16 protein-coding genes are annotated in these 21,860 nt (G+C 71.6%); 8 read left to right on the forward strand and 8 right to left on the reverse strand.

The features are described 5' to 3' along the window. Window positions 1-44: 44 nt before the first annotated feature. The gene (locus ACWBNA_RS03110) at window positions 45-2,555 is read right to left on the reverse strand and encodes a DEAD/DEAH box helicase (RefSeq protein ID WP_482702019.1); all 2,511 of its coding nucleotides are present in this window, start codon (window positions 2,553-2,555) and stop codon (window positions 45-47) included. Between the two features lie 464 nt (window positions 2,556-3,019). Here ACWBNA_RS03110 and ACWBNA_RS03115 point away from each other — a divergent pair, with 464 nt between their 5' ends. Continuing rightward, complete coding sequence (locus ACWBNA_RS03115) at window positions 3,020-3,775, forward strand: ferritin-like domain-containing protein (protein ID WP_482702021.1); 756 nt, start codon at window positions 3,020-3,022, stop codon at window positions 3,773-3,775. 97 nt (window positions 3,776-3,872) lie between these two features. Here ACWBNA_RS03115 and ACWBNA_RS03120 read toward each other — a convergent pair whose 3' ends face one another. The 4 genes from ACWBNA_RS03120 to ACWBNA_RS03135 form a co-directional block, all read right to left on the reverse strand. Next, window positions 3,873-4,142: a hypothetical protein gene (locus tag ACWBNA_RS03120; protein WP_482702432.1), complete on the reverse strand. Its 270-nt coding sequence runs from the start codon at window positions 4,140-4,142 to the stop codon at window positions 3,873-3,875. Between the two features lie 324 nt (window positions 4,143-4,466). Further along, the gene (locus ACWBNA_RS03125; RefSeq protein ID WP_217239500.1) at window positions 4,467-4,694 is read right to left on the reverse strand and encodes a DUF3107 domain-containing protein; all 228 of its coding nucleotides are present in this window, start codon (window positions 4,692-4,694) and stop codon (window positions 4,467-4,469) included. A 146-nt stretch (window positions 4,695-4,840) separates the two neighbouring features. Further along, entirely contained in the window at window positions 4,841-5,482 is a 642-nt protein-coding gene (locus ACWBNA_RS03130; protein WP_217239499.1) for a TetR/AcrR family transcriptional regulator, read from the reverse strand. A 154-nt stretch (window positions 5,483-5,636) separates the two neighbouring features. Continuing rightward, a complete protein-coding gene (locus tag ACWBNA_RS03135; RefSeq protein WP_482702024.1) occupies window positions 5,637-5,861 on the reverse strand; it encodes a hypothetical protein in 225 nt (74 codons plus the stop codon). Window positions 5,862-6,025: 164 nt separating this feature from the next. On the opposite strand from ACWBNA_RS03135, the gene ACWBNA_RS03140 reads away from it, so the two are divergent. The 7 genes from ACWBNA_RS03140 to moeZ all read left to right on the forward strand — a co-directional run bounded on the left by ACWBNA_RS03140 (window position 6,026) and on the right by moeZ (window position 15,612). Further along, entirely contained in the window at window positions 6,026-7,090 is a 1,065-nt protein-coding gene (locus ACWBNA_RS03140; RefSeq protein ID WP_482702026.1) for an alpha/beta fold hydrolase, read from the forward strand. Window positions 7,091-7,098: 8 nt separating this feature from the next. Further along, complete coding sequence (locus tag ACWBNA_RS03145; RefSeq protein WP_482702028.1) at window positions 7,099-8,661, forward strand: DUF3152 domain-containing protein; 1,563 nt, start codon at window positions 7,099-7,101, stop codon at window positions 8,659-8,661. A 387-nt stretch (window positions 8,662-9,048) separates the two neighbouring features. Further along, the gene (locus tag ACWBNA_RS03150; RefSeq protein WP_482702030.1) at window positions 9,049-10,749 is read left to right on the forward strand and encodes a DUF3492 domain-containing protein; all 1,701 of its coding nucleotides are present in this window, start codon (window positions 9,049-9,051) and stop codon (window positions 10,747-10,749) included. Beyond that, window positions 10,746-12,068 (forward strand): hypothetical protein, encoded by a 1,323-nt coding sequence (locus ACWBNA_RS03155; protein ID WP_482702031.1) that lies wholly within the window; start codon window positions 10,746-10,748, stop codon window positions 12,066-12,068. Before ACWBNA_RS03150 ends, ACWBNA_RS03155 begins: the two co-directional genes overlap by 4 nt. A gap of 605 nt (window positions 12,069-12,673) precedes the next feature. Beyond that, window positions 12,674-13,633, forward strand: a complete 960-nt coding sequence (locus ACWBNA_RS03160) for an NAD-dependent epimerase/dehydratase family protein (RefSeq protein WP_482702033.1) — start codon at window positions 12,674-12,676, stop codon at window positions 13,631-13,633. Next, window positions 13,621-14,370 carry a spherulation-specific family 4 protein gene (locus ACWBNA_RS03165; RefSeq protein WP_482702034.1) on the forward strand — a complete coding sequence of 250 codons (750 nt, stop codon included), beginning with the start codon at window positions 13,621-13,623 and terminating at the stop codon, window positions 14,368-14,370. The genes ACWBNA_RS03160 and ACWBNA_RS03165 overlap by 13 nt, the downstream gene beginning before the upstream one ends. Before the next feature lie 63 nt (window positions 14,371-14,433). After that, on the forward strand, window positions 14,434-15,612 hold the full coding sequence (gene moeZ / locus ACWBNA_RS03170; protein WP_482702036.1) for an adenylyltransferase/sulfurtransferase MoeZ: 1,179 nt from the start codon (window positions 14,434-14,436) through the stop codon (window positions 15,610-15,612). A gap of 65 nt (window positions 15,613-15,677) precedes the next feature. Here moeZ and ACWBNA_RS03175 read toward each other — a convergent pair whose 3' ends face one another. The 3 genes from ACWBNA_RS03175 to ACWBNA_RS03185 form a co-directional block, all read right to left on the reverse strand. Next, window positions 15,678-17,228 carry an alpha/beta hydrolase gene (locus tag ACWBNA_RS03175; protein WP_482702038.1) on the reverse strand — a complete coding sequence of 517 codons (1,551 nt, stop codon included), beginning with the start codon at window positions 17,226-17,228 and terminating at the stop codon, window positions 15,678-15,680. 138 nt (window positions 17,229-17,366) lie between these two features. Further along, complete coding sequence (locus ACWBNA_RS03180) at window positions 17,367-18,911, reverse strand: alpha/beta fold hydrolase (protein ID WP_482702040.1); 1,545 nt, start codon at window positions 18,909-18,911, stop codon at window positions 17,367-17,369. Window positions 18,912-18,999: 88 nt separating this feature from the next. Then, entirely contained in the window at window positions 19,000-21,768 is a 2,769-nt protein-coding gene (locus ACWBNA_RS03185) for a lysylphosphatidylglycerol synthase transmembrane domain-containing protein (RefSeq protein WP_482702042.1), read from the reverse strand. Window positions 21,769-21,860 lie beyond the last annotated feature (92 nt).

Consider the following 21,860-nt stretch of genomic DNA (forward strand, 5'->3'; position numbering starts at 1 on the left):
ACGGCCCGGTCCACACGAGGTGAACCGGGCCGTCGGGCGGGAGATCAGCTCTCCGTGGGCTCCGTGGCCACCGCGGCCTTACGAGCCCGGCGCCGAGGCGCGGCCACCGGCTCCGCGGCGGCCTGGGCCGGGATGGCGGCGGCCACCGCGGGCTCCGCGGCCTTGCGGGTGCGACGACGAGGCTTGGCCTCCACACCGTCCGCCGCGTCCTCGGCAGGTTCGGCCACAGCGGCGGCGGTCTTGCGCGTACGACGGGGCTTGACCTCAGCCGCCACCTCGACCGTGTCACCCTCAACTGCCTTGGCGGCGGCGGTCTTGCGCGTACGACGCGGCTTGGCCTCCACTGCCTCGGCGGTGTCGAGGGCGGTCTCCGCCGGAGCCGCGGCGGCGGTCTTGCGCGTGCGGCGCGGCTTGGTCGCCGTGCCCTCGGCGGTGTCGACCGCTGCCTCGGCGGGGGCGGCGGCCTTGCGCGTACGGCGGGGCTTGACCTCGGCCGGCTCCGCCTCCGGGGCCGTCTGCGCCGGGATCTCGACGGCGGCGGCGGGCTCGGCGGCGGCGGTCTTGCGCGTACGGCGACGCGGCTTGGCCTCCACTGCCTCGACGGTGTCGAGGGCGGCCTCGGCCGGAGCCACGGCCGCCGTCTTGCGCGTACGACGGCGAGGCTTGGCCTCTGCCGCCTCTGCCGCCTCTGGTGCTTCGGCTTCCGGAGTGCCGGTCCCCTCGGCCGTGTCGACCGCGACCTCGGCCGCAGCCGTGGCCTTGCGGGTACGCCGGCGCGGCGCGGCGGCGGGAACCTCGGCCTGCGGGGCCTCGGGGGTCACCGGGGCCTTTGTCACCGTCTCCGGCGTCGTGGACCCGGCCGTGTCGACCGCGTTCTCCGCGGACCTACGGGTACGGCGGCGGCGCGGCTTCGCCACCGTCTCGGCGGTGTCGAGGGCAGCCGTGCCCTCGGCCGTCGCGACAGCGGCCTCGGCGGCCTCCGTCACCGGGGCGACCTCGGACATTGTCGGCTCGGTCGTCACGGCTGCCGTGGCCGGCGCCGCCTCCGACGATCCGTTGCGGGTGCGGCGACGGCGACGCGGGGTCCGGCTCGCGGTGGCGTCCTCCGGCGCGGTGGTCTCCTGCGGGGTGACGACGCCCTCGGCGGGAGCCGTCCCGACGGGAGCGGTCGTGTCCAGCGGGGTGCCGTTGCGCGTGCGGCGACGGCGACGCGGCGTACGGGCCGAACGCTCGTCCTCGGCCGCACGGGACTCGTCCCGACCGCCTCGGGTGTCCCGACCGCCTCGGCTGTCGCGGTCACCTCGACCGCCGCGGTCACCACGGCCGCCGCGGTCTCCGCGACCACCACGTGCCCCACGGCCGCCCGTCTCGCCCAGGTCCTCCAGCTCCTCCGCCCCGAGCCCGGCGCGCGTGCGCTCCGAGCGCGGCAGGACACCCTTGGTGCCCGCGGGGATGCTCAGCTCCTCGAAGAGGTGCGGGGAGGTGGAGTACGTCTCCGGCGGGTCGTTGAACCCGAGGTCCAGCGCCTTGTTGATGAGCTGCCAGCGCGGGATGTCGTCCCAGTCGACGAGCGTGATCGCGATGCCCTTGGCGCCCGCGCGGCCCGTACGGCCGATGCGGTGCAGGTACGTCTTCTCGTCCTCGGGGGACTGGTAGTTGATGACGTGGGTGACGCCTTCGACGTCGATACCGCGGGCGGCGACGTCGGTGCAGACCAGGACGTCCACCTTGCCGTTGCGGAACGCGCGCAGCGCCTGCTCGCGGGCGCCCTGGCCGAGGTCGCCGTGGACCGCGCCGGAGGCGAAACCGCGCTGCTGGAGCTGGTCGGCCAGATCGGCCGCCGTCCGCTTCGTACGGCAGAAGACCATCACGAGACCGCGGCCCTCGGCCTGCAGTATCCGCGCGACCAGCTCGGGCTTGTCCATGTTGTGCGCGCGGTAGATGTGCTGCTTGGTGTTCGCGACCGTCTTGCCCGCGTCGTCCGGAGCCGTGGCGCTGATGTGCGTGGGCTGCGACATGTAGCGGCGCGCGAGGCCGATGACCGCGCCCGGCATGGTCGCCGAGAACAGCATCGTCTGGCGGCGGGCCGGCAGCATGTTGATGATCTTCTCGACGTCGGGCAGGAAGCCGAGGTCGAGCATCTCGTCGGCCTCGTCGAGGACGAGCGCCTTGATGTGCTTGAGGTCGAGCTTCTTCTGGCCCGCGAGGTCCAGCAGACGGCCCGGGGTGCCGACGATCACGTCGACGCCCTTCTTGAGGGCCTCGACCTGCGGCTCGTACGCCCGGCCGCCGTAGATGGCGAGCACGCGCACGTTGCGGACCTTGCCCGCGGTCAGCAGGTCGTTGGTGACCTGGGTGCACAGCTCGCGCGTGGGGACGACGACGAGCGCCTGCGGGGCGTCGGTGAGCTGCTCGGGCTTGGCGCGGCCGGACTCGACGTCGGCGGGGACGGTGACGCGCTCGAGGAGCGGGAGGCCGAAGCCCAGCGTCTTGCCGGTGCCGGTCTTGGCCTGGCCGATGACGTCCGTGCCGGTGAGGGCGACGGGGAGCGTCATCTCCTGGATGGGGAAGGGGGTGACGATGCCGACGGCCTCAAGTGCTTCGGCCGTCTCGGGAAGGATTCCGAGCTCTCGGAAAGTCGTAGTCAGGGTGCTGCCTCTTCTGTGTGCGCGGCGCGAGGGCGAGCGCGGGGGTCGTCTAGGACCGTGCTGGGGACGTCGACTACTGCCTTACGGGCGAGCCGTATGACACGGGACCACTGCCGACGCTCTAGCGCTCGAACCGCTGAGGGTCCCCCTCCGAACTTCGTACGCACTGCGTCGTACGGGCGAGGAGGGCTGTCGGGTCGGAGCCGATCGGGCCACCGACCGGGCATCCTCATACATGCAGCCCGTCGAATAGTCGGCAGGCGCATTACCACTGTACCCCGGAAACGCGCACACGCGATGGCCGATTTCGTCACGTAGTCGTCGTCACACTGATTGAGCAGGGACTTCCGCCGCGCGGCGAGCCAGCTATTGTGCGCTTCATGACGACCTCTGACAAGCCTGACAACGCCTCCGCCGGATCTGCCGCACCCACCGGAGTCGCCGCCCAGGACTGGACACAGGCCTGTGCCGAACCTCAGTACCGCGCCGCGGTCGTCGACCTGCTCGGCGCGCTCGCGTACGGCGAACTGGCGGCGTTCGAGCGGCTCGCGGAGGACGCGAAACTGGCGCCGACGCTGGCGGACAAGGCGGAGTTGGCGAAGATGGCGTCGGCCGAGTTCCACCACTACGAGAAGCTGCGCGACCGGCTCACCGAGATCGGCGAGGAGCCGACCTCGGCCATGGAGCCGTTCGTCGCCGCGCTCGACGGATTCCACAAGCAGACGGCGCCCTCGGACTGGCTGGAGGGGCTCGTCAAGGCGTACGTCGGCGACTCGATCGCCAGCGACTTCTACCGGGAGGTCGCCGCCCGGCTCGACACCGACACCCGCGAGCTCGTCCTGGCCGTCCTCGACGACACCGGCCACGCCGGCTTCGCCGTCGAGAAGGTGCGCGCGGCGATCGACGCGGAACCGCGCGTGGGCGGGCGGCTCGCGCTGTGGGCGCGGCGGCTGATGGGCGAGGCCCTGTCGCAGTCCCAGCGCGTGGTCGCCGACCGGGACGCGCTGTCGACGATGCTCGTGGGCGGCGTCGCGGACGGTTTCGACCTCGCGGAGGTCGGCCGGATGTTCTCCCGGATCACCGAGGCGCACACCAAGCGGATGGCGGCGCTGGGACTGGCGGCCTAGCCTGCTGCCCTTGCTCGCCGGCCCGGCCCGGCCGATCCAGGTCGTCGGCCCGGCTCGCTGACCTGCGCTCAGTGGGGTCGCCGCGATCGGCGGTGGGTCAGGCGGTCGCCGATCGGCGGCGGAGTCTTCCCGCGGGGCGCAGCAGGAGCGAGAGCGAGGCCGAGGCGACGATCGTCGCGCCGACGAGGGTCAGCAGGGCGCCTCCCGCGTCCAGCGCGCTGTGCGTGACGAACGCTCCGAAGAGGGCGCCGGCCACGCCGGTCGCGAGGACCAGCGAACGGGCGGGCAGACGGTGGGACAGTCGGTGGATCGCCAGCCACGCCAGCACAAGACCGAGCAGAGCGGAGCCGAGCGCTTCCAACAACATCATGGGGTCCCTCCCACACGGCCACACTGCGCGTTACGGTCGTTCCCCGTCATACCCGTGACCTGCGGAATGCAATCCTCCCCTGTGCGCGAGTTGTGCTCCATATGTGGAGAGAAAAAAGTCGAGAGGGGCGCCGCGGCACCAGGTGGGCGGGCNGGTCCCTCCCACACGGCCACACTGCGCGTTACGGTCGTTCCCCGTCATACCCGTGACCTGCGGAATGCAATCCTCCCCTGTGCGCGAGTTGTGCTCCATATGTGGAGAGAAAAAAGTCGAGAGGGGCCCGGCGACACATGGTCGCCGGGCCCCTCTCTCCGCGTGTGACTACAGCGCGCCGAAGCCCACCTTGCGGGGGGCCGGCTCACCGAGCTCGACGTAGGCGAGACGGTCGGCCGGGACGAGGACCTTGCGGCCGTGCTCGTCCACCAGGGTCAGCAGCTGCGACTTCCCGGCCAGCGCCTCGGACACCGCCCGCTCGACCTCATCGGCACTCTGACCGCTCTCCAGAACGATCTCGCGAGGCGCGTGCTGCACGCCGATCTTGACCTCCACGGCTATGTCCCTCCGACGGTCAGTGAAGTGCGCGACCTTCCGCGCCGTACTCCGCACACATTAGCCCGGTGAGGGGACGTCCATGCTCCGCACAAGAACGCCAGAAGCGAACAGCGGGCGGGAACAAACCCTCGTGGTGCGTGCGGTCAGTGGTGCTCGGTGCCGTGCAGCGGGAAACCGGCGATGCCCCGCCACGCCAGCGAGGTCAGCAGCTGGACCGCCTGGTCGCGCGGGACGCTGCGGTCGCTGTGCAGCCAGGAACGGGCCACCACCTGGGCGAGACCGCCGAGCCCGGAGGCCAGCAGCATCGACTCCGCGCGGGAGAGGCCGGTGTCCTCGGCGATGACGTCGCAGATCGCCTCGGCGCACTCGTTCGTGACCTTGTCGACGCGCTCGCGCACCGCGGGCTCGTTCGTCAGGTCCGACTCGAAGACCAGGCGGAAGGCACCGCCGTCGTCCTCGACGTACGCGAAGTAGGCGTCCATGGTCGCCCGTACACGCTGCTTGTTGTCCGTGGTTGACGCGAGCGCCGTGCGGACGGACTGGATCAGCGACTCGCAGTGCTGGTCCAGCAGCGCGAGGTAGAGGTCGAGCTTGCCGGGGAAGTGCTGGTAGAGCACCGGCTTGCTGACGCCGGCGCGCTCGGCGATGTCGTCCATCGCGGCCGCGTGGTAGCCCTGTGCCACGAAGACTTCCTGCGCGGCGCCCAGCAGCTGGTTCCGTCGGGCACGGCGCGGCAGGCGCGTGCCTCGCGGGCGTGCCGCCTCTGTCTGCTCGATGGCTGTCACGCCGCCTCCCAAAGTCGTCCCTCTGCGGTGTGCGCCGCGCCGCCATCGTACTTTTCGGTAACCGTGGTGTGCGCGCTGCGAGCGCAGAATTTCACGGACCGGACGCTGACGATTACCACGCACGGTGCCTCTAACCGGGACGGAACGGTCGCTCTCACCGATAGTCGTCCTCGTCGATGGAGACGACGCGGGCCTGTTCCATGAGGTCGGCCTCGCTCGCGCGGTCCGGCTCCACGCCGGTCAGCGGGTCGTCCCGGTCCGGCTTGACCTCCGTCAGCTGCTCTGCGGCGTCGTTCTCCGGCGCCTCGACGTCGATCTCGGTCGCCTGCTCGGCGTCCTCGTGCACGAACGTCTCGGGGTCGGTGGGGTCGACGGCCATGATGGGCTCCCTTCCTAGAACATCCCTGAGTGGAACAGGGGGCCACATGCGGGTGCCCTGCGCACGAGCCTAGGAGACACCCGATCTGGATGCCATGCGATCCGAGTGCCCCCTGTGACGCCGAACACATGAACCAGAGCGTGATCGTCTCGTAACATTGCCGCATGTCTTCGACCGAGCAGCCGTTCGTGCCGCCCGCCAACGTGCTCCCCAGGGTGGCGCCCGTCAGGGTCGCGGAGGGCGAGAGGCTCAGGTCGGTGGGGCTGCCCGGGATCACGCTGACCGTGCGGTCGAGGCCGCCCGCGCGCGAGGGACTGCCGCCCGCGCTGTACGTCCATGGACTCGGCGGTTCCTCCCAGAACTGGTCGGCGCTGATGCTGCAACTCGAGGACGCCGTCGACGGCGAGGCCGTCGACCTGCCGGGCTTCGGCGACTCCCCCCCGCCGGACGACGGCGACTACTCGATCACCGGGCACGCGCGCGCGGTGATCCGTTATCTCGACGCCTCCGGGCGCGGTCCGGTGCACCTCCTCGGGAACTCGCTCGGCGGCGCGGTCTCCACACGCGTCGCCGCGGTACGCCCCGACCTCGTCCGCACCCTCACCCTCGTCTCGCCCGCGCTGCCGGAGCTCCGCGTCCAGCGCACGGCCGTGCCGACGGGGCTGCTGGCGGTGCCCGGCGTGGCGGGACTCTTCACGCGGTTCACCAAGGAGTGGACGTCGGAGCAGCGGGTCCGTGGGGTCATGGCCCTTTGTTACGGCGATCCCGGGCGGGTGACCCCCGAGGGGTTCCGACACGCCGTGGAGGAGATGGAGCGGCGGGTACGGCTGCCGTACTTCTGGGACGCGATGACGCGTTCCGCGCGCGGGCTGGTGAACGCGTACACCCTGGGCGGTCAACACGCGCTGTGGCGCCAGGCCGAACGCGTCCTCGCGCCGACCCTCCTCGTCTACGGCGGCCGTGACCAGCTCGTCGGCTTCCGCATGGCCCAGAGGGCGGCCCGCGCCTTCCGCGACTCCCGCCTCCTCACCCTGCCCGAGGCGGGGCACGTGGCGATGATGGAGTACCCCGAGACGGTGGCCGGAGCGTTTCGCGAACTGCTCGCCGACACAGGCGCTGTTGACCGTGGGATGGCGGCACGCGGCGGCGGCGAGGGTACCGTTGGCGACGAAGAGGGAACCTCCGGCGACAGGGCCGGGATGTCGGACAGCATGAACTCGGGGAGCTGAGAGGCTACGTGGGACGCCACAGTCGACGTGGACCCGCTCCCAGGAGTGGCCCCACGGGGGACGACGCCGATCCGACGGGCCGGGGCCGGAACCAAGGCCCACCTCCCGCACGACAGGCACCGCCCGCGCCACCCGCCCCTCCGGCGGGATACGGGACGTACGGGACGCCCGCTCGGCCGGTTCCCGGATTCGCCGACGGGACCCCCGCGCGCGGGGTACCGCGTCTATCCGAGGGCACGCCCGCGCGCGGGGTGCCCAGGTTCGCCGACGGAACGCCTGCTCACGGCGTACCGAGGCTTTCTGACGGAACGCCGGCTCGGGGTGTGCCGCGTTTCCCCGACGGCACGCCGGCGCACGGGTTTCCTCAGGTCCGTGGGGGGCACCCCGAGCAGCGTGAATCGGGCGGCGGATGGGGAGAGTTGAGCGGGCGTGGTGGCGTCGGGTACGGCAGGCCGGGCGGCCCGGGCGGTGCAGGTGGCCCGGGTGTCGGCCTTCCTCGGCAGCGGCAGGCGCCATCTGCGGGGGCCGCGGGATTGAGGGGACCTCGACAGGACTACCTCGACGCGTTCGAGGGGGAGGACGAGGACTTCGAGCGGGAGGACGACGTCTTCGCGCCCCGAGCACCCGTCACCGCACCGCACCGCGCCCCGGCCGTGGCGCACGCCTCCGGCCCGTACTCCTCCGCCACCGCCTGGCCCACCGAGACCGGCAGTGACGGTGTCGATGACGACGCGCCTCCCACGGGCGAGCCTGCGCCCGTCAGGGGCGGCAAGGGGCGGACGTTCACCGGCATCGCGGCCGCCGCCGTCACCACCGTGCTGGCCGTCGTGGTGGCCGGCCAGGTCGCGAACGGGCGGGACGACGACGCCGTGCAGTCCCAGTCCGCCACCGACCAGGCCCGGGACGCCCGCGACTCCGCCTCGCGCGGGGACGGCCGGCCGACGCCTTCCGGATCACCCGGCGTGGCGACGCTGACGTACGAGCAGAAGATGGACAAGACGTACACGCTCGGTGCCGCGTTCAAGGGGCCGGGGGAGTTCGACGCCGTCAAGGGCATCGACAAGGCGCCCGGCAAGGGGCAGAAATACACCTACCGCGTCGACGTCGAGCAAGGGCTGGGTCTGGACGGCGAACTCTTCGCGCAGGCCGTGCAGAAGACGCTCAACGACGAACGGAGCTGGGCCCACGGCGGAGCCCGCACCTTCGAGCGCATCCACTCCGGCAAGCCCGACTTCGTGATCACTCTGGCCAGCCCCGGAACCACCGCCACCTGGTGTGCCAAGTCCGGTCTGGACACCACCGTGGACAACGTCTCGTGCGACTCGGCCGCCACCGAACGCGTGATGATCAACGCATATCGATGGGCGCAGGGATCCGAGACCTACGGTGATCAGATCCATGCCTACCGGCAGATGCTGATCAACCACGAGGTCGGCCACCGGCTCGGCTACAGCCACGTCACCTGCGACAAGAACGGCGACCTCGCCCCGGTCATGCAGCAGCAGACCAAGTTCCTCGACCACGACGGAATTCACTGCCGCGCCAACCCCTGGCCCTACCCGGGCAGTTGACGGTCCCGTACGCCGAGAAGCGGCCGGCACACGCACCGGCCCCCACCCCGGCGCTCGCCCACGTGTCGCGGTGACGATCGGTGCGCACATGATCTCCTAGCGCGACGGAACGCCACCCGCACGGGAAAGTTACGACCGTTCACCCCTTTTGGTGGGGCGCTGGACAACCGTCCGTCGCGCCACNCGTGTCGCGGTGACGATCGGTGCGCACATGATCTCCTAGCGCGACGGAACGCCACCCGCACGGGAAAGTTACGACCGTTCACCCCTTTTGGTGGCGCGATGGACAACCGTCCGTCGCGCCACCACCTTGTCCGCATACGTTCGTCCCGCTGCGAGCCGCCGGGTCAACGGTGGCTCTCCATACGGGAGATCGGGGGTGCGCTGGTGCGCATCGGACTGCTTACGGAGGGTGGCTATCCGTATGTGAGCGGTGACGCCAGGCTCTGGTGCGACCGGCTCGTGCGCGGGCTTGAGCAGCACGAGTTCCACATCTACGCGCTCAGTCGCAGCGAGCGCCAGGAGGACGAGGGCTGGGTTCCGCTGCCACCGCAGGTCAGCAGGGTGCGCACGGCACCGCTGTGGACGGCCGAGGACGACGGGGCCAGGTACGGACGGCGCGCGCGCCGGCGCTTCGCCGAGGGCTACGGCGAGTTGGCGGCCGCCCTGTGCGAGGGAGCTGTCGCAGAGGCGCCCGGAGGACCTTCGGGCACTGAGGCGGACCGTTTCGCCAGTGCCCTGTACGGGCTGGCCGAACTCGCCCGCGACGAGGGCGGCCTGGTGGGAGCGCTCCGCTCCGAGGACGCCGTACGCGCCCTGGAACGCGCCTGCCGTGCGCCCGGCGCGCTGCGAACGGCGCGCGAGGCGCGGGTACCGGAGCTGCTCACCGTCGCCGCCCACCTGGAACGCGCCCTGCGCCCTCTCTCGCTCGACTGGTACGAGGACGACGACATCGGCTCCGTCGACCTGTGCCATGCGACGTCCGGAGGCGCGGCGGCCCTGCCCGGACTGCTCGCGCAGCACTTCTGCGGCGTACCCCTGCTGGTCACCGAGTACGGAGTGCGGCTGCGCACCCACTACCTGACCGCCACGGAGTCCTCGCCCCCGGTACGCGCCCTGCTCACCGCCTTCCACGGCAGGCTCGCCGCCGAGACCTACGGCCGGGCCGCGGTCGTCACGCCCGGCAACGCGCACGCGCGCCGCTGGCAGGAACGCTGCGGCGCCGACCGCGCCAAGCTCCGCACGGTCTACCCGGGCATGGACGCCTCCCGCTTCACGGACGTCGGCGAGTCGTCCGCGTGCGCGGACCCGCACACCCTGGTCTGGGTGGGCCGGGTGGAACCGGCCAAGGACCTGGTCTCCCTGCTGCACGCCCTCGCGGAGATCCGCAAGGAGGAGCCCAAGACACGACTGCGGATCGTCGGCGCGCCCGCCGGCTCCGAGGGCGCGGCCTACCTGGGTCACTGCCGGGCGCTGGCCGCGCAGCTCTTCCCCGACGAGGCCGACGGGCCGCACGCGGTCGGCGACAACCCGGTGTCCTTCGAGGAGATCGGCGGCCCGGAACTGCCGGCCCTGGCGGACGCGTACGCCGCGGGCGCGGTGACCGTCCTGTCCAGTGTCGTCGAGGGCTTCCCGCTCAGCCTGGTCGAGGCCATGTTCTGCGGTCGGGCGACGGTGTCCACGGACGTCGGCGCCGTCGTGGAAGTCATCGGCGGCACCGGTCTCGTCGTCCCCCCGCGCAATCCGCGGGCGCTCGCCGAGGCGTGCGTGGCACTGTTGCGCGACACCGAGCGCCGCGAGCGCCTGGGGGCCGCCGCCCGCGCCCGCGCTCTCGAACTGTTCACCGTCGAGCAGAACATCACAGCATTTCACGGCATCTACCTGGATATCGTCTCGCAGACCCCGGTCCGCCGTGTCCTCCTCGACGACACCGGCGAACCCCTGCCGTTCGCCGCCCCCGCCGAGGCCCATGTAGCCGGCCGCTGGACCGAGCGGGGCGTGCGCGTCGTGGCCCGCGGCGGCCCCGGCTGGGCCGCCGGACCGCCCGTACGCGCCACGCCGTCCGCCGTCACGGAGGGAGCGTCATGAGCGATCTGGGCGAACTGGACCGCCCCGGCGCCCCCGAGAGCCCCGGAGCCTGGGACCCACGGTCGGAGGAGTGGCTCATCACGGAGACGCACGTACCGAACGAGCAGGAATCGCCCGACGCAGAACTCGACCCCGACTCCGCTGCAGACCACCACCGTCCGCCGGACCCCGCCGTCGACCCCGACGAACGCGCCACCGGAACCAGCGGATCACGCAGCCCGGTCAAGCCCCGCCGCACCGCCGCGGACCCGGTGAAGGTCCTGATGCACCGTCACCGGGATCTGTGTGAACGGGCCGTGGACCCTCTGGAGATCGCGGCGGGCCTGGAGGCCCACGGTGTCACGGACCGCACCGCGGCCCGCTTCCGCCACCGCGACGTCTTCTCGCTGGCCGAGGAGATGTACGCCCGGATCCCCCGCGACGGCGAATCCCCCCAACCCCCCGCCCCCCAGGCTGCCACCCGCCCACGCGCCGACTGGGCCCTGCTGACCCTCCTCCCCGGCGCGCTGTGCACGGCGACCGTGATCGGCCTGCACCTCACCCACGGCCGAACCCGCCACACGGTCGCCGCCGCAGGCGCCCTCGCCGTGGCCGTGGCCGTGCGCGCGGCCCTCACCCGAGGACCGCTCAGCCCCCGGGCCGGCGCCCCCGCGAGCGGCACCAGCACCTGGACGTACTGGCTCATCGCGTACGCCCTCCTCGGTGACGGCTTGCTCCAAGCCGCCCTGGCCGGAGGCCCCGACGGCCTGCCCGACGGCACCCCGGACGCCCCCTGGCCCCTCACCACGGCCCCGCTCCTGGCCCTCACCTGGGCCTGCGCCCCGGCGGCCTGGAGCACCCACCTCCTCACCACGCGAGCCCGTCGCAAACTGACGGCCAGCCGCGGTCTGGAGGACTTCGCCGCCTCCGTGCGCCCCCTGCTGCTCGGCACGTTCGCCCTGTTCCTGTGCGCCCTCACCGCCCTCCTCACCCTGACCGCCGCAACCCTGGACGAACCCGCCGCCTACGCCCAGACCCTCACCCTGGGCGCCCTGCTCCTCTTCTCCCGCCTCCTCACCGTCCACCGCTTCACCCACGCCCCCGCGGTCCTCCTCACCGCCACCGCGATGGCCCAGGCAACGGCCCTGGCCTCGGTCTTCGCAGCCCGCCTCCCCGGCTGCGCCTTCCTCTCCGTCCCGGTCGAGACGCTCACCGACACCTGGGGCCCGGGCAGCGTCCAAACGCTCACCTGCGCCGCCGGGTCGCTGATCCTCCTTCTCCACGCGACCCGCACCCTCACCAGGGCCTCGTCCCACGCCCCGACGGAGAAGCAGCGGTGACGCGGCCAGCCCCGCCCCGGCGCCGCGCCACCCGCGTACGACGAGAAGGGGACGCCCCGGGGGATGTCCGCGCGCCCGGTCGGCGCGGCACCCAGGTACGACGAGAAGGGGACGTCTCGGGGGATGTCCGCGCGCCCGGGCGGCGCGGCACCCAGCTACGACGAGACGGGGACGTCTCGGGGGATGTCCGCGCGCCCGGGCGGCGCGGCACCCAGCTACGACGAGACGGGGACGTCTCGGGGGATGTCCGCGCGCCCGGGCGGCGCGGCACCCAGCTACGACGAGACGGGGACGTCTCGGGGGATGTCCGCGCGCCCGGGCGGCGCGGCACCCAGGTACGACGAGAAGGGGACGTCTCGGGGGATGTCCGCCCGCCCGGTCGGCGCGGCACCCAGGTACGACGAGAAGGGAACGCGCCGGGGGATGTCCGCCCGCCCGGTCGGCGCGGCCCCGCCCCACACACCCGCCGTAGGCGAAGCCGCACCCGCACCCCCACACACCCGTACACCCGCACAGGCCGCCGCAGGCCCCCCGCAAGACCTCCCCGAAGGAGACCACCAAATGATCACCTCCCGACCCGACGCCTCGGCCCCGGGAGCCGCCCGATGAGAGTCCTGCTGATCGGAGCCAACGGCTACCTCGGCCGCTTCGTCGCCGACCGACTGCTCGCCGACCCGGCCGTCCAGCTCACCGCCCTCGGCCGCGGCGACGACGCCGACGTCCGCTTCGACCTCGCGTCCGGCAGCCCCGGCGCTCTCACCCGGTTCCTCGACGCGGTCCACCCCGGTGTCGTCGTCAACTGCGCCGGCGCCACCCGTGGCGGCGCCCGCGAACTCACCCGCCACAACACCGTCGCCGTGGCCACCGTCTGCGAGGCCCTGCGCCGCAGCGGCTGCGGCGCCCGACTCGTGCAACTCGGCTGCGGCGCCGAATACGGCCCCAGCCAGCCCGGCTCCTCCACCGCGGAGGACGCCGTCCCCCGTCCCGGGGGCCCGTACGGCGTCAGCAAACTCGCCGCCACCGAACTCGTCCTCGGCTCCGGCCTGGACGCGGTGGTCCTGCGCGTCTTCTCACCAGCGGGCCCCGGCACCCCCGCCGGCTCCCCCCTCGGCCGCCTGGCCGAGGCCATGCGCCGGGCCATGCAGTCCGGCGACGGCGAGCTCAAACTCGGCGGCCTCGGCGCCCAGCGCGACTTCGTCGACGTACGTGACGTGGCCCGCGCCGTACACGCGGCCTCGCTCTCCGCCGCGCAGGGCGTCATCAACATCGGCTCGGGCCGCGCAGTCCGTCTGCGTGACGCCGCCGCGGTCCTCGCCCGAGTGGCCGGGTACGGCGGCGCCCTCCACGAACTCGACGGGCCTCCCGGCCCGTTGAGGGCGACCATCGGCCACCCCCGCATGGAGTCGGACCACGCGGCCCCGGTCGCGTACCCGTACCCCGACGGCTGCGGCAGCTGGCAGCAGGCCGATGTGCGCACCGCCCGCGACCGGCTCGGCTGGCGCCCCCGGATCGGTCTCGAAGAGTCTCTCGCCGACATCTGGATGGAGGCGGCATGCCGCATCTGACCCGCGCCATACGGGGCACGGCGAGCACCGACCTCCGCGTCGGCGTAGGCATCCCCGGTTTCGCCCACCCCCTCGTCGCCCCGGCCGAGTGGGCCGAACTCACCCGCCCCGGCACCCCGCTGCACTGGGTTGTCCTCAACGTCTCGGACGGCCCGGGCAGCCGCCCCGACCCGCACTGTCTGGAGGCCGCCGGCCGGCTGCGCAACGGGGGCGTCCGCGTCCTCGGCCACCTCGACACCACGTACGGCGCCCGCGCCCTCGGTGAGGTGATCTCCGAGGCGCACCGCTACATCGACTGGTACCAGGTCGACGGCTTCCTCCTGGACCGCTGCCCGACCGAACGCGCCGCGCTTTCCGAGATCCGCCGCACGGTCACCACGCTGCGGGCGCTGCGTGACGACGCCCACATCGTCCTGGGCCACGGCATCCACCCCCACCCCGGTTACGCCGAGAGCGCCGACCAGTTGGTCACCTTCGCCGGCCCCTGGAGCGACTACCGCTGGTCCCAGGTGGCGGAGTGGACCGCCGACCACCCACCCGAGCGCTTCTGCCACTTGGTCCACGGAGTGCCCCGCCCTCATCTGGAGGAGGCGCTGCGCATCGCCCGCTGGCAGGGCGCGTCGACGATCTACTTCACCGACCGCACGGACCGCTGCGGCCGCACCGATCCCTGGGAGACCATGCCCGGTTACTGGGACGAAATCGTCTCGCGGATCGGAACGGGTGTCTCGGAATGAAAAAGGACATGGCACTGTTACGGAGAGAACAACCGTAATGATTGACCGACCAACGGAGTCCCCGTGTCGCTGCCACCCCTGGTCGAGCCCGCTGCCGAGCTCACCGTAGACGAGGTCCGCAGGTACTCCCGCCACCTGATCATCCCCGACGTCGGGATGGACGGGCAGAAGCGGCTGAAGAACGCCAAGGTGCTGTGTGTGGGCGCCGGCGGCCTGGGCTCGCCGGCGTTGATGTATCTGGCCGCCGCGGGCGTGGGCACGCTCGGCATCGTGGAGTTCGACGAGGTCGACGAGTCGAACCTGCAGCGGCAGATCATTCACAGCCAGGCCGACATCGGCCGCTCCAAGGCGCAGTCCGCGCGCGACTCCGTCCTCGGCATCAACCCGTACGTGAACGTGGTCCTGCACGAAGAGCGGCTCGAGGCCGAGAACGTGATGGACATCTTCAGCCAGTACGACCTGATCGTCGACGGCACGGACAACTTCGCGACCCGCTACCTGGTCAACGACGCGTGTGTGCTGCTCAACAAGCCGTACGTGTGGGGTTCGATCTACCGCTTCGACGGCCAGGCCTCCGTCTTCTGGTCCGAGCACGGCCCCTGCTACCGCTGCCTCTACCCGGAGCCCCCGCCCCCGGGCATGGTCCCCTCCTGCGCCGAGGGCGGCGTGCTGGGCGTGCTGTGCGCGTCCATCGGCTCCATCCAGGTCAACGAGGCCATCAAGCTCCTCGCGGGTATCGGCGAACCGCTCGTCGGCCGCCTGATGATCTACGACGCCCTGGAGATGCAGTACCGCCAGGTCAAGGTCCGCAAGGACCCCGACTGCGCGGTCTGCGGCGAGAACCCGACCGTCACCGAGCTCATCGACTACGAGGCCTTCTGCGGCGTCGTCTCCGAGGAGGCCCAGGAGGCTGCCGCGGGCTCGACGATCACTCCGAAGCAGCTCAAGGAGTGGATCGACGACGGCGAGAACATCGAGATCATCGACGTCCGTGAGATCAACGAGTACGAGATCGTCTCGATCCCGGGCGCCAGGCTGATCCCGAAGAACGAGTTCCTCATGGGCACCGCCCTGGAGACCCTCCCGCAGGACAAGAAGATCGTCCTGCACTGCAAGACGGGTGTCCGCAGTGCGGAAGTCCTCGCGGTCCTGAAGTCCGCGGGCTTCTCCGACGCCGTGCACGTCGGCGGTGGCGTGATCGGCTGGGTCAACCAGATCGAACCGAGCAAGCCGATCTACTGACCCGGCATCCCGGCCCGAGCGGCGGGGGTCTCGCGCACCGACGGTGCCCGAGGCCCCCGCCGTCGTCATGAGCAGACCCTGCCGTCCCTCGGCACCGTCCCGGCCAGCAGGTACGTGTTCACCGCGGAGTCCACACAGTCGCTCCCGCTCCCGTACGCACCGTGCCCCTCGCCCTTCCAGGTGAGCAGCACACCGACGTCCTTGCCCAACTCGTCCGCCATCTTCCGGGCGCCCTCGTACGGCGTCGCTGGGTCGCCGGTGTTGCCGACCACCAGGATCGGCGCCGCACCGGGCGCGCTCACCTCCGGCGTCTCGTGCTGACCGGCCACCGGCCAGTCGTGGCACCAGCCGGCCGTGTCCCAGCCCAGGAACTCCCCGAAGACGGGCGAGATCCTCTCGAACTCCGGCAGCAGCTTCCTCGTCTCCGCGGCGGTCGGCCGCTGCTTGTCGTCCAAGCACGATATGACCCGTTGCGAATGGGTCGTGGTGCCGTAGCGACCCGACGGGTCGCGCTCGTTGTAACCGTCGGCGAGCGCCAGGAGCTCCGACCCGTCTCCCTGCTCCGCCGCCTCCAGGGCGCTGGTCAGCGTCGGCCAGCTGTCCTGGCTGTACAGCGGCAGGATGATGCCGGTGACGGCGAGGGTCTGCGTCAGCTTGCGCCCGGACGATGTCGGCAGCGGGTTCGCGTCGATCTCCTTGAGCAGTCCCGCGATCTTCCGCGTGCCCTGCTTCGGGTCCTGGCCGGTGGACTTCAGGTAGCCGTCCAGTGCGCGCTGGAAGCCCCGGGCTTGGTTCTCCGCGTGGCCCACGGTGTCGGCGCTCGGGTCGACGACAGCGTCCAGGACCAGTCGGCCGACGTTCTTCGGGAACAGGTGGGCGTACACGCCGCCGAGTTCGGTGCCGTAGGAGATGCCGAAGTAGTGCGTTTTCTTGTCGCCCAGGACCTGGCGCATCAGGTCCATGTCGCGGGCGGTGTCGGTGGTGGAGACGTGCGCCAGCATCTTTCCGGCGTCCTCGGCGCAGCCCTTGCCGAAGTCGGCGGCGTCCTTGAAGTAGGCACTCTCCTCGGCGGTGGTGTCCGGCGAGACGTCCACCGACTCGGCGGCCTGGATCTCCTTGTCGCTGCGGCAGCGGACGCCCCCGCTGGCGCCGACCCCGCGCGGGTCCCAGCTGACCAGGTCGTACCGCTCGCGAAGCAGGGAGACGGTGGCCGCGTAGGCCGGCATCGTGGACACACCGGAGCCGCCGGGGCCGCCGAAGTTGAACAGGAGCGAGCCGACGCGGTTGTCGCCCCGGGCCTTGGTGCGGATCAGCGCGAGGCCGATCGTCTCGCCGTCCGGCTTCGACCAGTCCAGCGGCGCCTTGAGCGTCGCGCACTGCCAGTCGCTGCCCGGCGCGGAGGAGTCCGCGGTGGCCTTGCAGCGCCCCCAGTCGAGCTTCTGGGAGGTCAGCGCTGAGGTCGGACCGGCGTCGGCCGTACCGGACGATCGGGCCGACGGCTGCGTCCGGCCGGTCTTCCTGCCGCCCTTGTCGTCACTGGACGAGCCGCTGCTACAGCCTGTCACCAGGAGCGTGGCGGCGGTCCCCACCGCCGCCCACCGTACGAAACGCGTCATTGCGGGTTCCCCCCTCGCAGGCCCTCCGCCCCGTGCCGCGGATGGCTGTTCCGCCATAGTAGGCGGACCACAGCACCGCCGCTGCGGCCTGTGGATAACGTTCTGACCTGCGAATTCTCCCGAGATTCGAGTGGGGTGTCAGGAGCAGACGGTTCCGGCCGCGGGAACCTTCCCGTCCAGCAGATAGCCGTTCACGGCGTCCTGCACGCACCTGTTCCTGCTGTCGTACGCCCCGTGCCCCTGCCCCTTGTACGTCAGCTCGACCCCGACGCCGGCACCGAGCGCGGCCACCATCTTCCTCGCCCCTTCGTACGGCGTGGCCGGGTCGCCGGTGTTGCCCACGACGAGGATCGGTGCGGAGCCGGGCGCGCTCACGTCGGGATGGTCGGCGGCGCCCGGCACCGCCCAGTCGGTGCAGCCGACCATGCCCCAGGCCAGGAAGTCTCCGAACAGGGGGGAGGCGGCCCGGAACTCGGGCAGTTTCCGCTGCACGTGGCCGGAGGTGTACCGCGCCTTGTCGTCGGCGCAGTTGATGGCGACGTTGGCGGCGGTGATGTTGCTGTACTCGCCGTCCTGGTTGCGGCCGTTCATCGCGTCGGACAGTGCCATCAGGATCTGCCCGTTCCCGTCGTACGCCTGCGCGAGGCCCTCGGTGAGGTACTCCCAGAATTCCTGCGAGTACAGCGCCTGCGCGATGCCGCTGGTCGCGGCGGTCTGGGTCAGCTCGCGCGGGAAGATGCCGGGAATCGGCTTGCCGTCGAGGTCCTTGAGCAGCTTGGCGATGCGGTTCTTGACATCCTGGGCGGTGTCGCCGACCGGGCAGTCCTCGGCCTTGGAGGCGCAGTCCTCGGCGTAGTTGTCGAGGGCGAGCTGGAATCCCCTGGCCTGCCCGAGCGAGCCCTGTTCGGCGTTCTGTGTCGGGTCCACGACCGCGTCGAAGACCGCGCGGCCGACGTTCTTCGGGAACAGGTGGGCGTACACGCCGCCGAGTTCGGTGCCGTACGAGATGCCGAAGTAGTGCAGCTTGTCGTCGCCCAGGATCTGGCGCATCAGGTCCAGGTCGCGGGCGGCGTCGGTGGTGCGGACATGGGGCAGCACCTTCTCGGAGTTCGTCTCGCAGGCCTCGTTGAACTCCTTGGTGTTGTCCAGGAGCGTGGTGCGCTCGGCCGCGTCGTCGGGGGTCGCGTCCTGCTGGAAGTAGGCGTCGAGCTCGAGGTCGTTCTCGCACTCCACGGGGGCGCTGCGGCCGACCCCGCGTGGGTCGAAGCTGACCAGGTCGTAGCGGGTGCGCAGTTTCGCGTAGTCCTCGCCGAAGGCGGGCAGCGTGGTGACGCCGGAGCCGCCGGGGCCGCCGAAGTTGAAGATCAGCGAGCCGATGCGCGCGCTCTCGGCACCGCTCGCCTTCGCCCGGATCAGCGCCAGCTTGATCGTGTCGCCCTTGGGTTCGTCCCAGTCCAGGGGCGCCTTCATGGTGGCGCACTGCCACTCGTCGCCGTCCGCGAGGGGTGACGGGGCGTCACCGCCACCCTCCGCCGCGGACGGTGCCGGACAGTCCTTCCAACTCAGCTCCTGCGCCGACACGTCCTCGTCCTGGGCGTCGTCACCGCAGCCCGCCAGCACGGTGGACAGCACCAGTGCGGTGGCGGTCAGGGCAGCGGCGCGCAGCCGGGGAGGGCTCGGCATGGTCCCATCCTGCGGGCGCGCCCGGCGGGACGCGCGGGGCGCGGGCCGTACGAGGTACGCCGCCGAGACCGCCGTACCGGATGGCGGACTACAGCGAGCCTTTGCGCGTGAGGTGGTTGAAGACGAGCCAGCCCGGCAGCACCGGCAGCCATAGGGTCAGCAGGCGGAACAGCAGCACCGCCGGTGCGGCGACCTCCTTGGGAAGGCCGACGGCGATCAGACCGACCGTCAAGGTCGCCTCCACCGCGCCCACACCGCCTGGCGTGGGGGCCGCGGACCCCAGCGCGTTGCCGGCGAGGAAGACGACGGCGACGCTGGCGATGCTGATCGAGGTTCCCTCGGTGCCGAACGCCCGGATCGACGCGTCCAGGCACATCACGAAGCAGGCCGTCAGGAGCAGCATGCCGCCGATCCCGGTCACCAGCTTCTGCGGTCGCTGGAGCACGTCGAGCATGCGCGGCACCACGCCCGCGAACAGTGACCTCACGCGCGTGACGACGAATTTCCGCAGGAACGGCACCGAGGTCACCACGAGCACGAGTACCGCCACGGTCAGCAGACCCGCGATGACCGTCCGGGACGGCGACAGCGACGGCGTCTTCTCGGTACCGGTGAGATAGCCGAAGGACAGCAGCATCAGGATGTGGCAGCCGAGTCCGAACAGCTGCGACGCTCCGACGCTCGCCACCGCGAGTCCGGGGCGTACGCCCGCGCGTTGCAGGAAGCGCGTGTTGAGGGCGACGCCGCCCACGGCGGCCGGAGCGACGATCTTCACGAACGACCCGGCGACCTGGGCCGCCATGGTCCGCAGGAACGGGACCCGTTCGGGCACGAAGCCCAGGAGCGCCATCGCCGCCGCCACGTAGCTCATCGCGGAGAAGGCCACGGCGGCGGCGACCCAGCCCCACTCGGCGTTCTCGATGAGCAGGCCGAACTCGATGTGCGTGAGCTGCGTCAGCAGGAAGTACGCGCCGATCGCGCCGGCGATGAAACTCAACAGCGTGCGCGGCCGCACCCGCTCCAGTCGGGCCGGCTCCACCGGGGCCTGCGGCCGGATCAACAGCACCTCGTGGCGGATCTGCGTGAGCAGGTCCTCCTCGCGCGCCTCTTCCAGAGCCTCGTCGATGGCCCGCTTCTCGGCCCTGGCCTCCGCCTTCACGGCCTTCTTGTCGGGCTTTTCGAGTACGGGCGGCCCGGCCTCGTGCGGGGCTTCCTCCAGGCGGGCCTGCTTGTCCTGACGGGACGCCTCCAGGACCGCCTCCCGCTCGCGCTCGGCCCGCTCCCGGGCGAGTCTGCGCAGTGTCGCGCGCGTGGAGCGGCTCAGGGCGATGGGCTGCAGCATCGGCAGACAGTCGGCCACGGCGTCGGGACCGAGCATGGCGACCGCTGTGGCCACCGCGCGCTCGGCGCCCACCCTGAGGCCGAGCGTGACCAGCAGTTGGGAGATGTCCATGCGCAGCAGCAGGTCGCCGGCCGCGATCTCGCCGACGCGCAGGTCGGTGAGGATCACCGTGCCGGAACGATCCACCAGGATCGCGTCGCCCACGAGTCTGCGATGCGCGATGCGCCGGGACTGCAACGCCCGCACCTGGTGCCAGGTGTCGCGCAGCAACTCGTCGGTGATCTCCTCGTCGGAGAGGGAGTCGAGGGTGCGTCCGCCGGTGTGCTCGTAGACGAGCATGACCGCGTCGGGGCCCAGTTCGGAGGTCGCGATCAGCTTGGGCGCGTTGGCACCCGCCGCGATGGCGGCGTACGCGAGCAGTGCCTCCTGCTCCAGTGCCTGCCGCAGTGACTGGAGGCTGCTGCGGGTGGCGAAGCCGCGCAGCGTCAGGTTGCGCCAGGCGCGGTAGAAGAAGCCCTGGGCCTGCTGTTCCCGGTCGACCACCGTGACGTCCAGGGGTGGACCGTCCTCCAGGGCGACGAAGTAGCGCCGGCCGCGGTCTCCGGTCTCGGGAGTGTCCGCCACCTCCTCGCGGGCCGCGCTCACCGGGTGGAAGCCGACGTGCCTGAGGCCCGCCATCAGGGTCCGTCCGGTGGGGCGGACATTGGGCGAGCCGACGGCGTAGAGCGTGCCGTAGGCCACGGTCCAGCCGATGAGCACCGTCAGGATGATCGAGAAGGGTGTCGTGTAGCCGGTGACGAGCATCGAGAAAGCGTCGAGCATCAGCACGATCCACAGCACCGCCCGCCAGCGCGGTCTGCGTGACATGCCGACGGCCGTCATGTAGGCGATGACGGGCGCCAGATAGCCGTGTACGGGATCGGTGAGGGCGTGGATGTCGCCGGGGGAGGGCTGGGTGAGCGCCTCCTGGATCGAGTCGGGGGCGGCCTTGGCGACCCACAGGTCGGTGGCGAGTGTCACTCCGTGCGCGAGGACGGCCGCGAGGACGCCGTCGGCGATGCGCAGTCCGTCGCGTTTGATCAGACGCTCGATCGCGAACGCGACCGGCACCAGGAGGATCGCGATGCTGGACGCCAGCCCCGCGATCTTGATCAGCAGGTCCGGTGCCCGACCGGTGCCCTTGTTGATGTCCTGCTCGAGACCAGAGGTGGTGCCGTGGGCGAACGCGGCGATCGCGAGCAGTACGGCCACGGCCAGCACGCCGACCATGAGCCGCATGAGATCGGAGGGCCGGTGCACGCGCGCGGGGAGCAGCGGTTCGTCACCTTCGACCTCGTCGGCGTGCACGTCGTCGGGGTCGTCGCCGTTCGGCCCGGAACGGGTCGCGGGCGCTTCCCTGCCGGCGCTCGCCGCATCCTTCGTGTCCGTCGTCCCGTCCTCGTCGGCGGTGCCCGGGCGCGACGATGCGGCAGGGGTGCTTTCCGCGTCCTCGGGATGCACACCCTGCTCTTTCATCGTCTCTTCTTGGTCTCGTATCACCTGTCACCGCCCGCACGATGGTGGCATGCCCCACCGACACACGGGGGTGTCAGGGTGCACATGCGGGG

The organism is Streptomyces sp. Q2 (genome assembly GCF_056820935.1).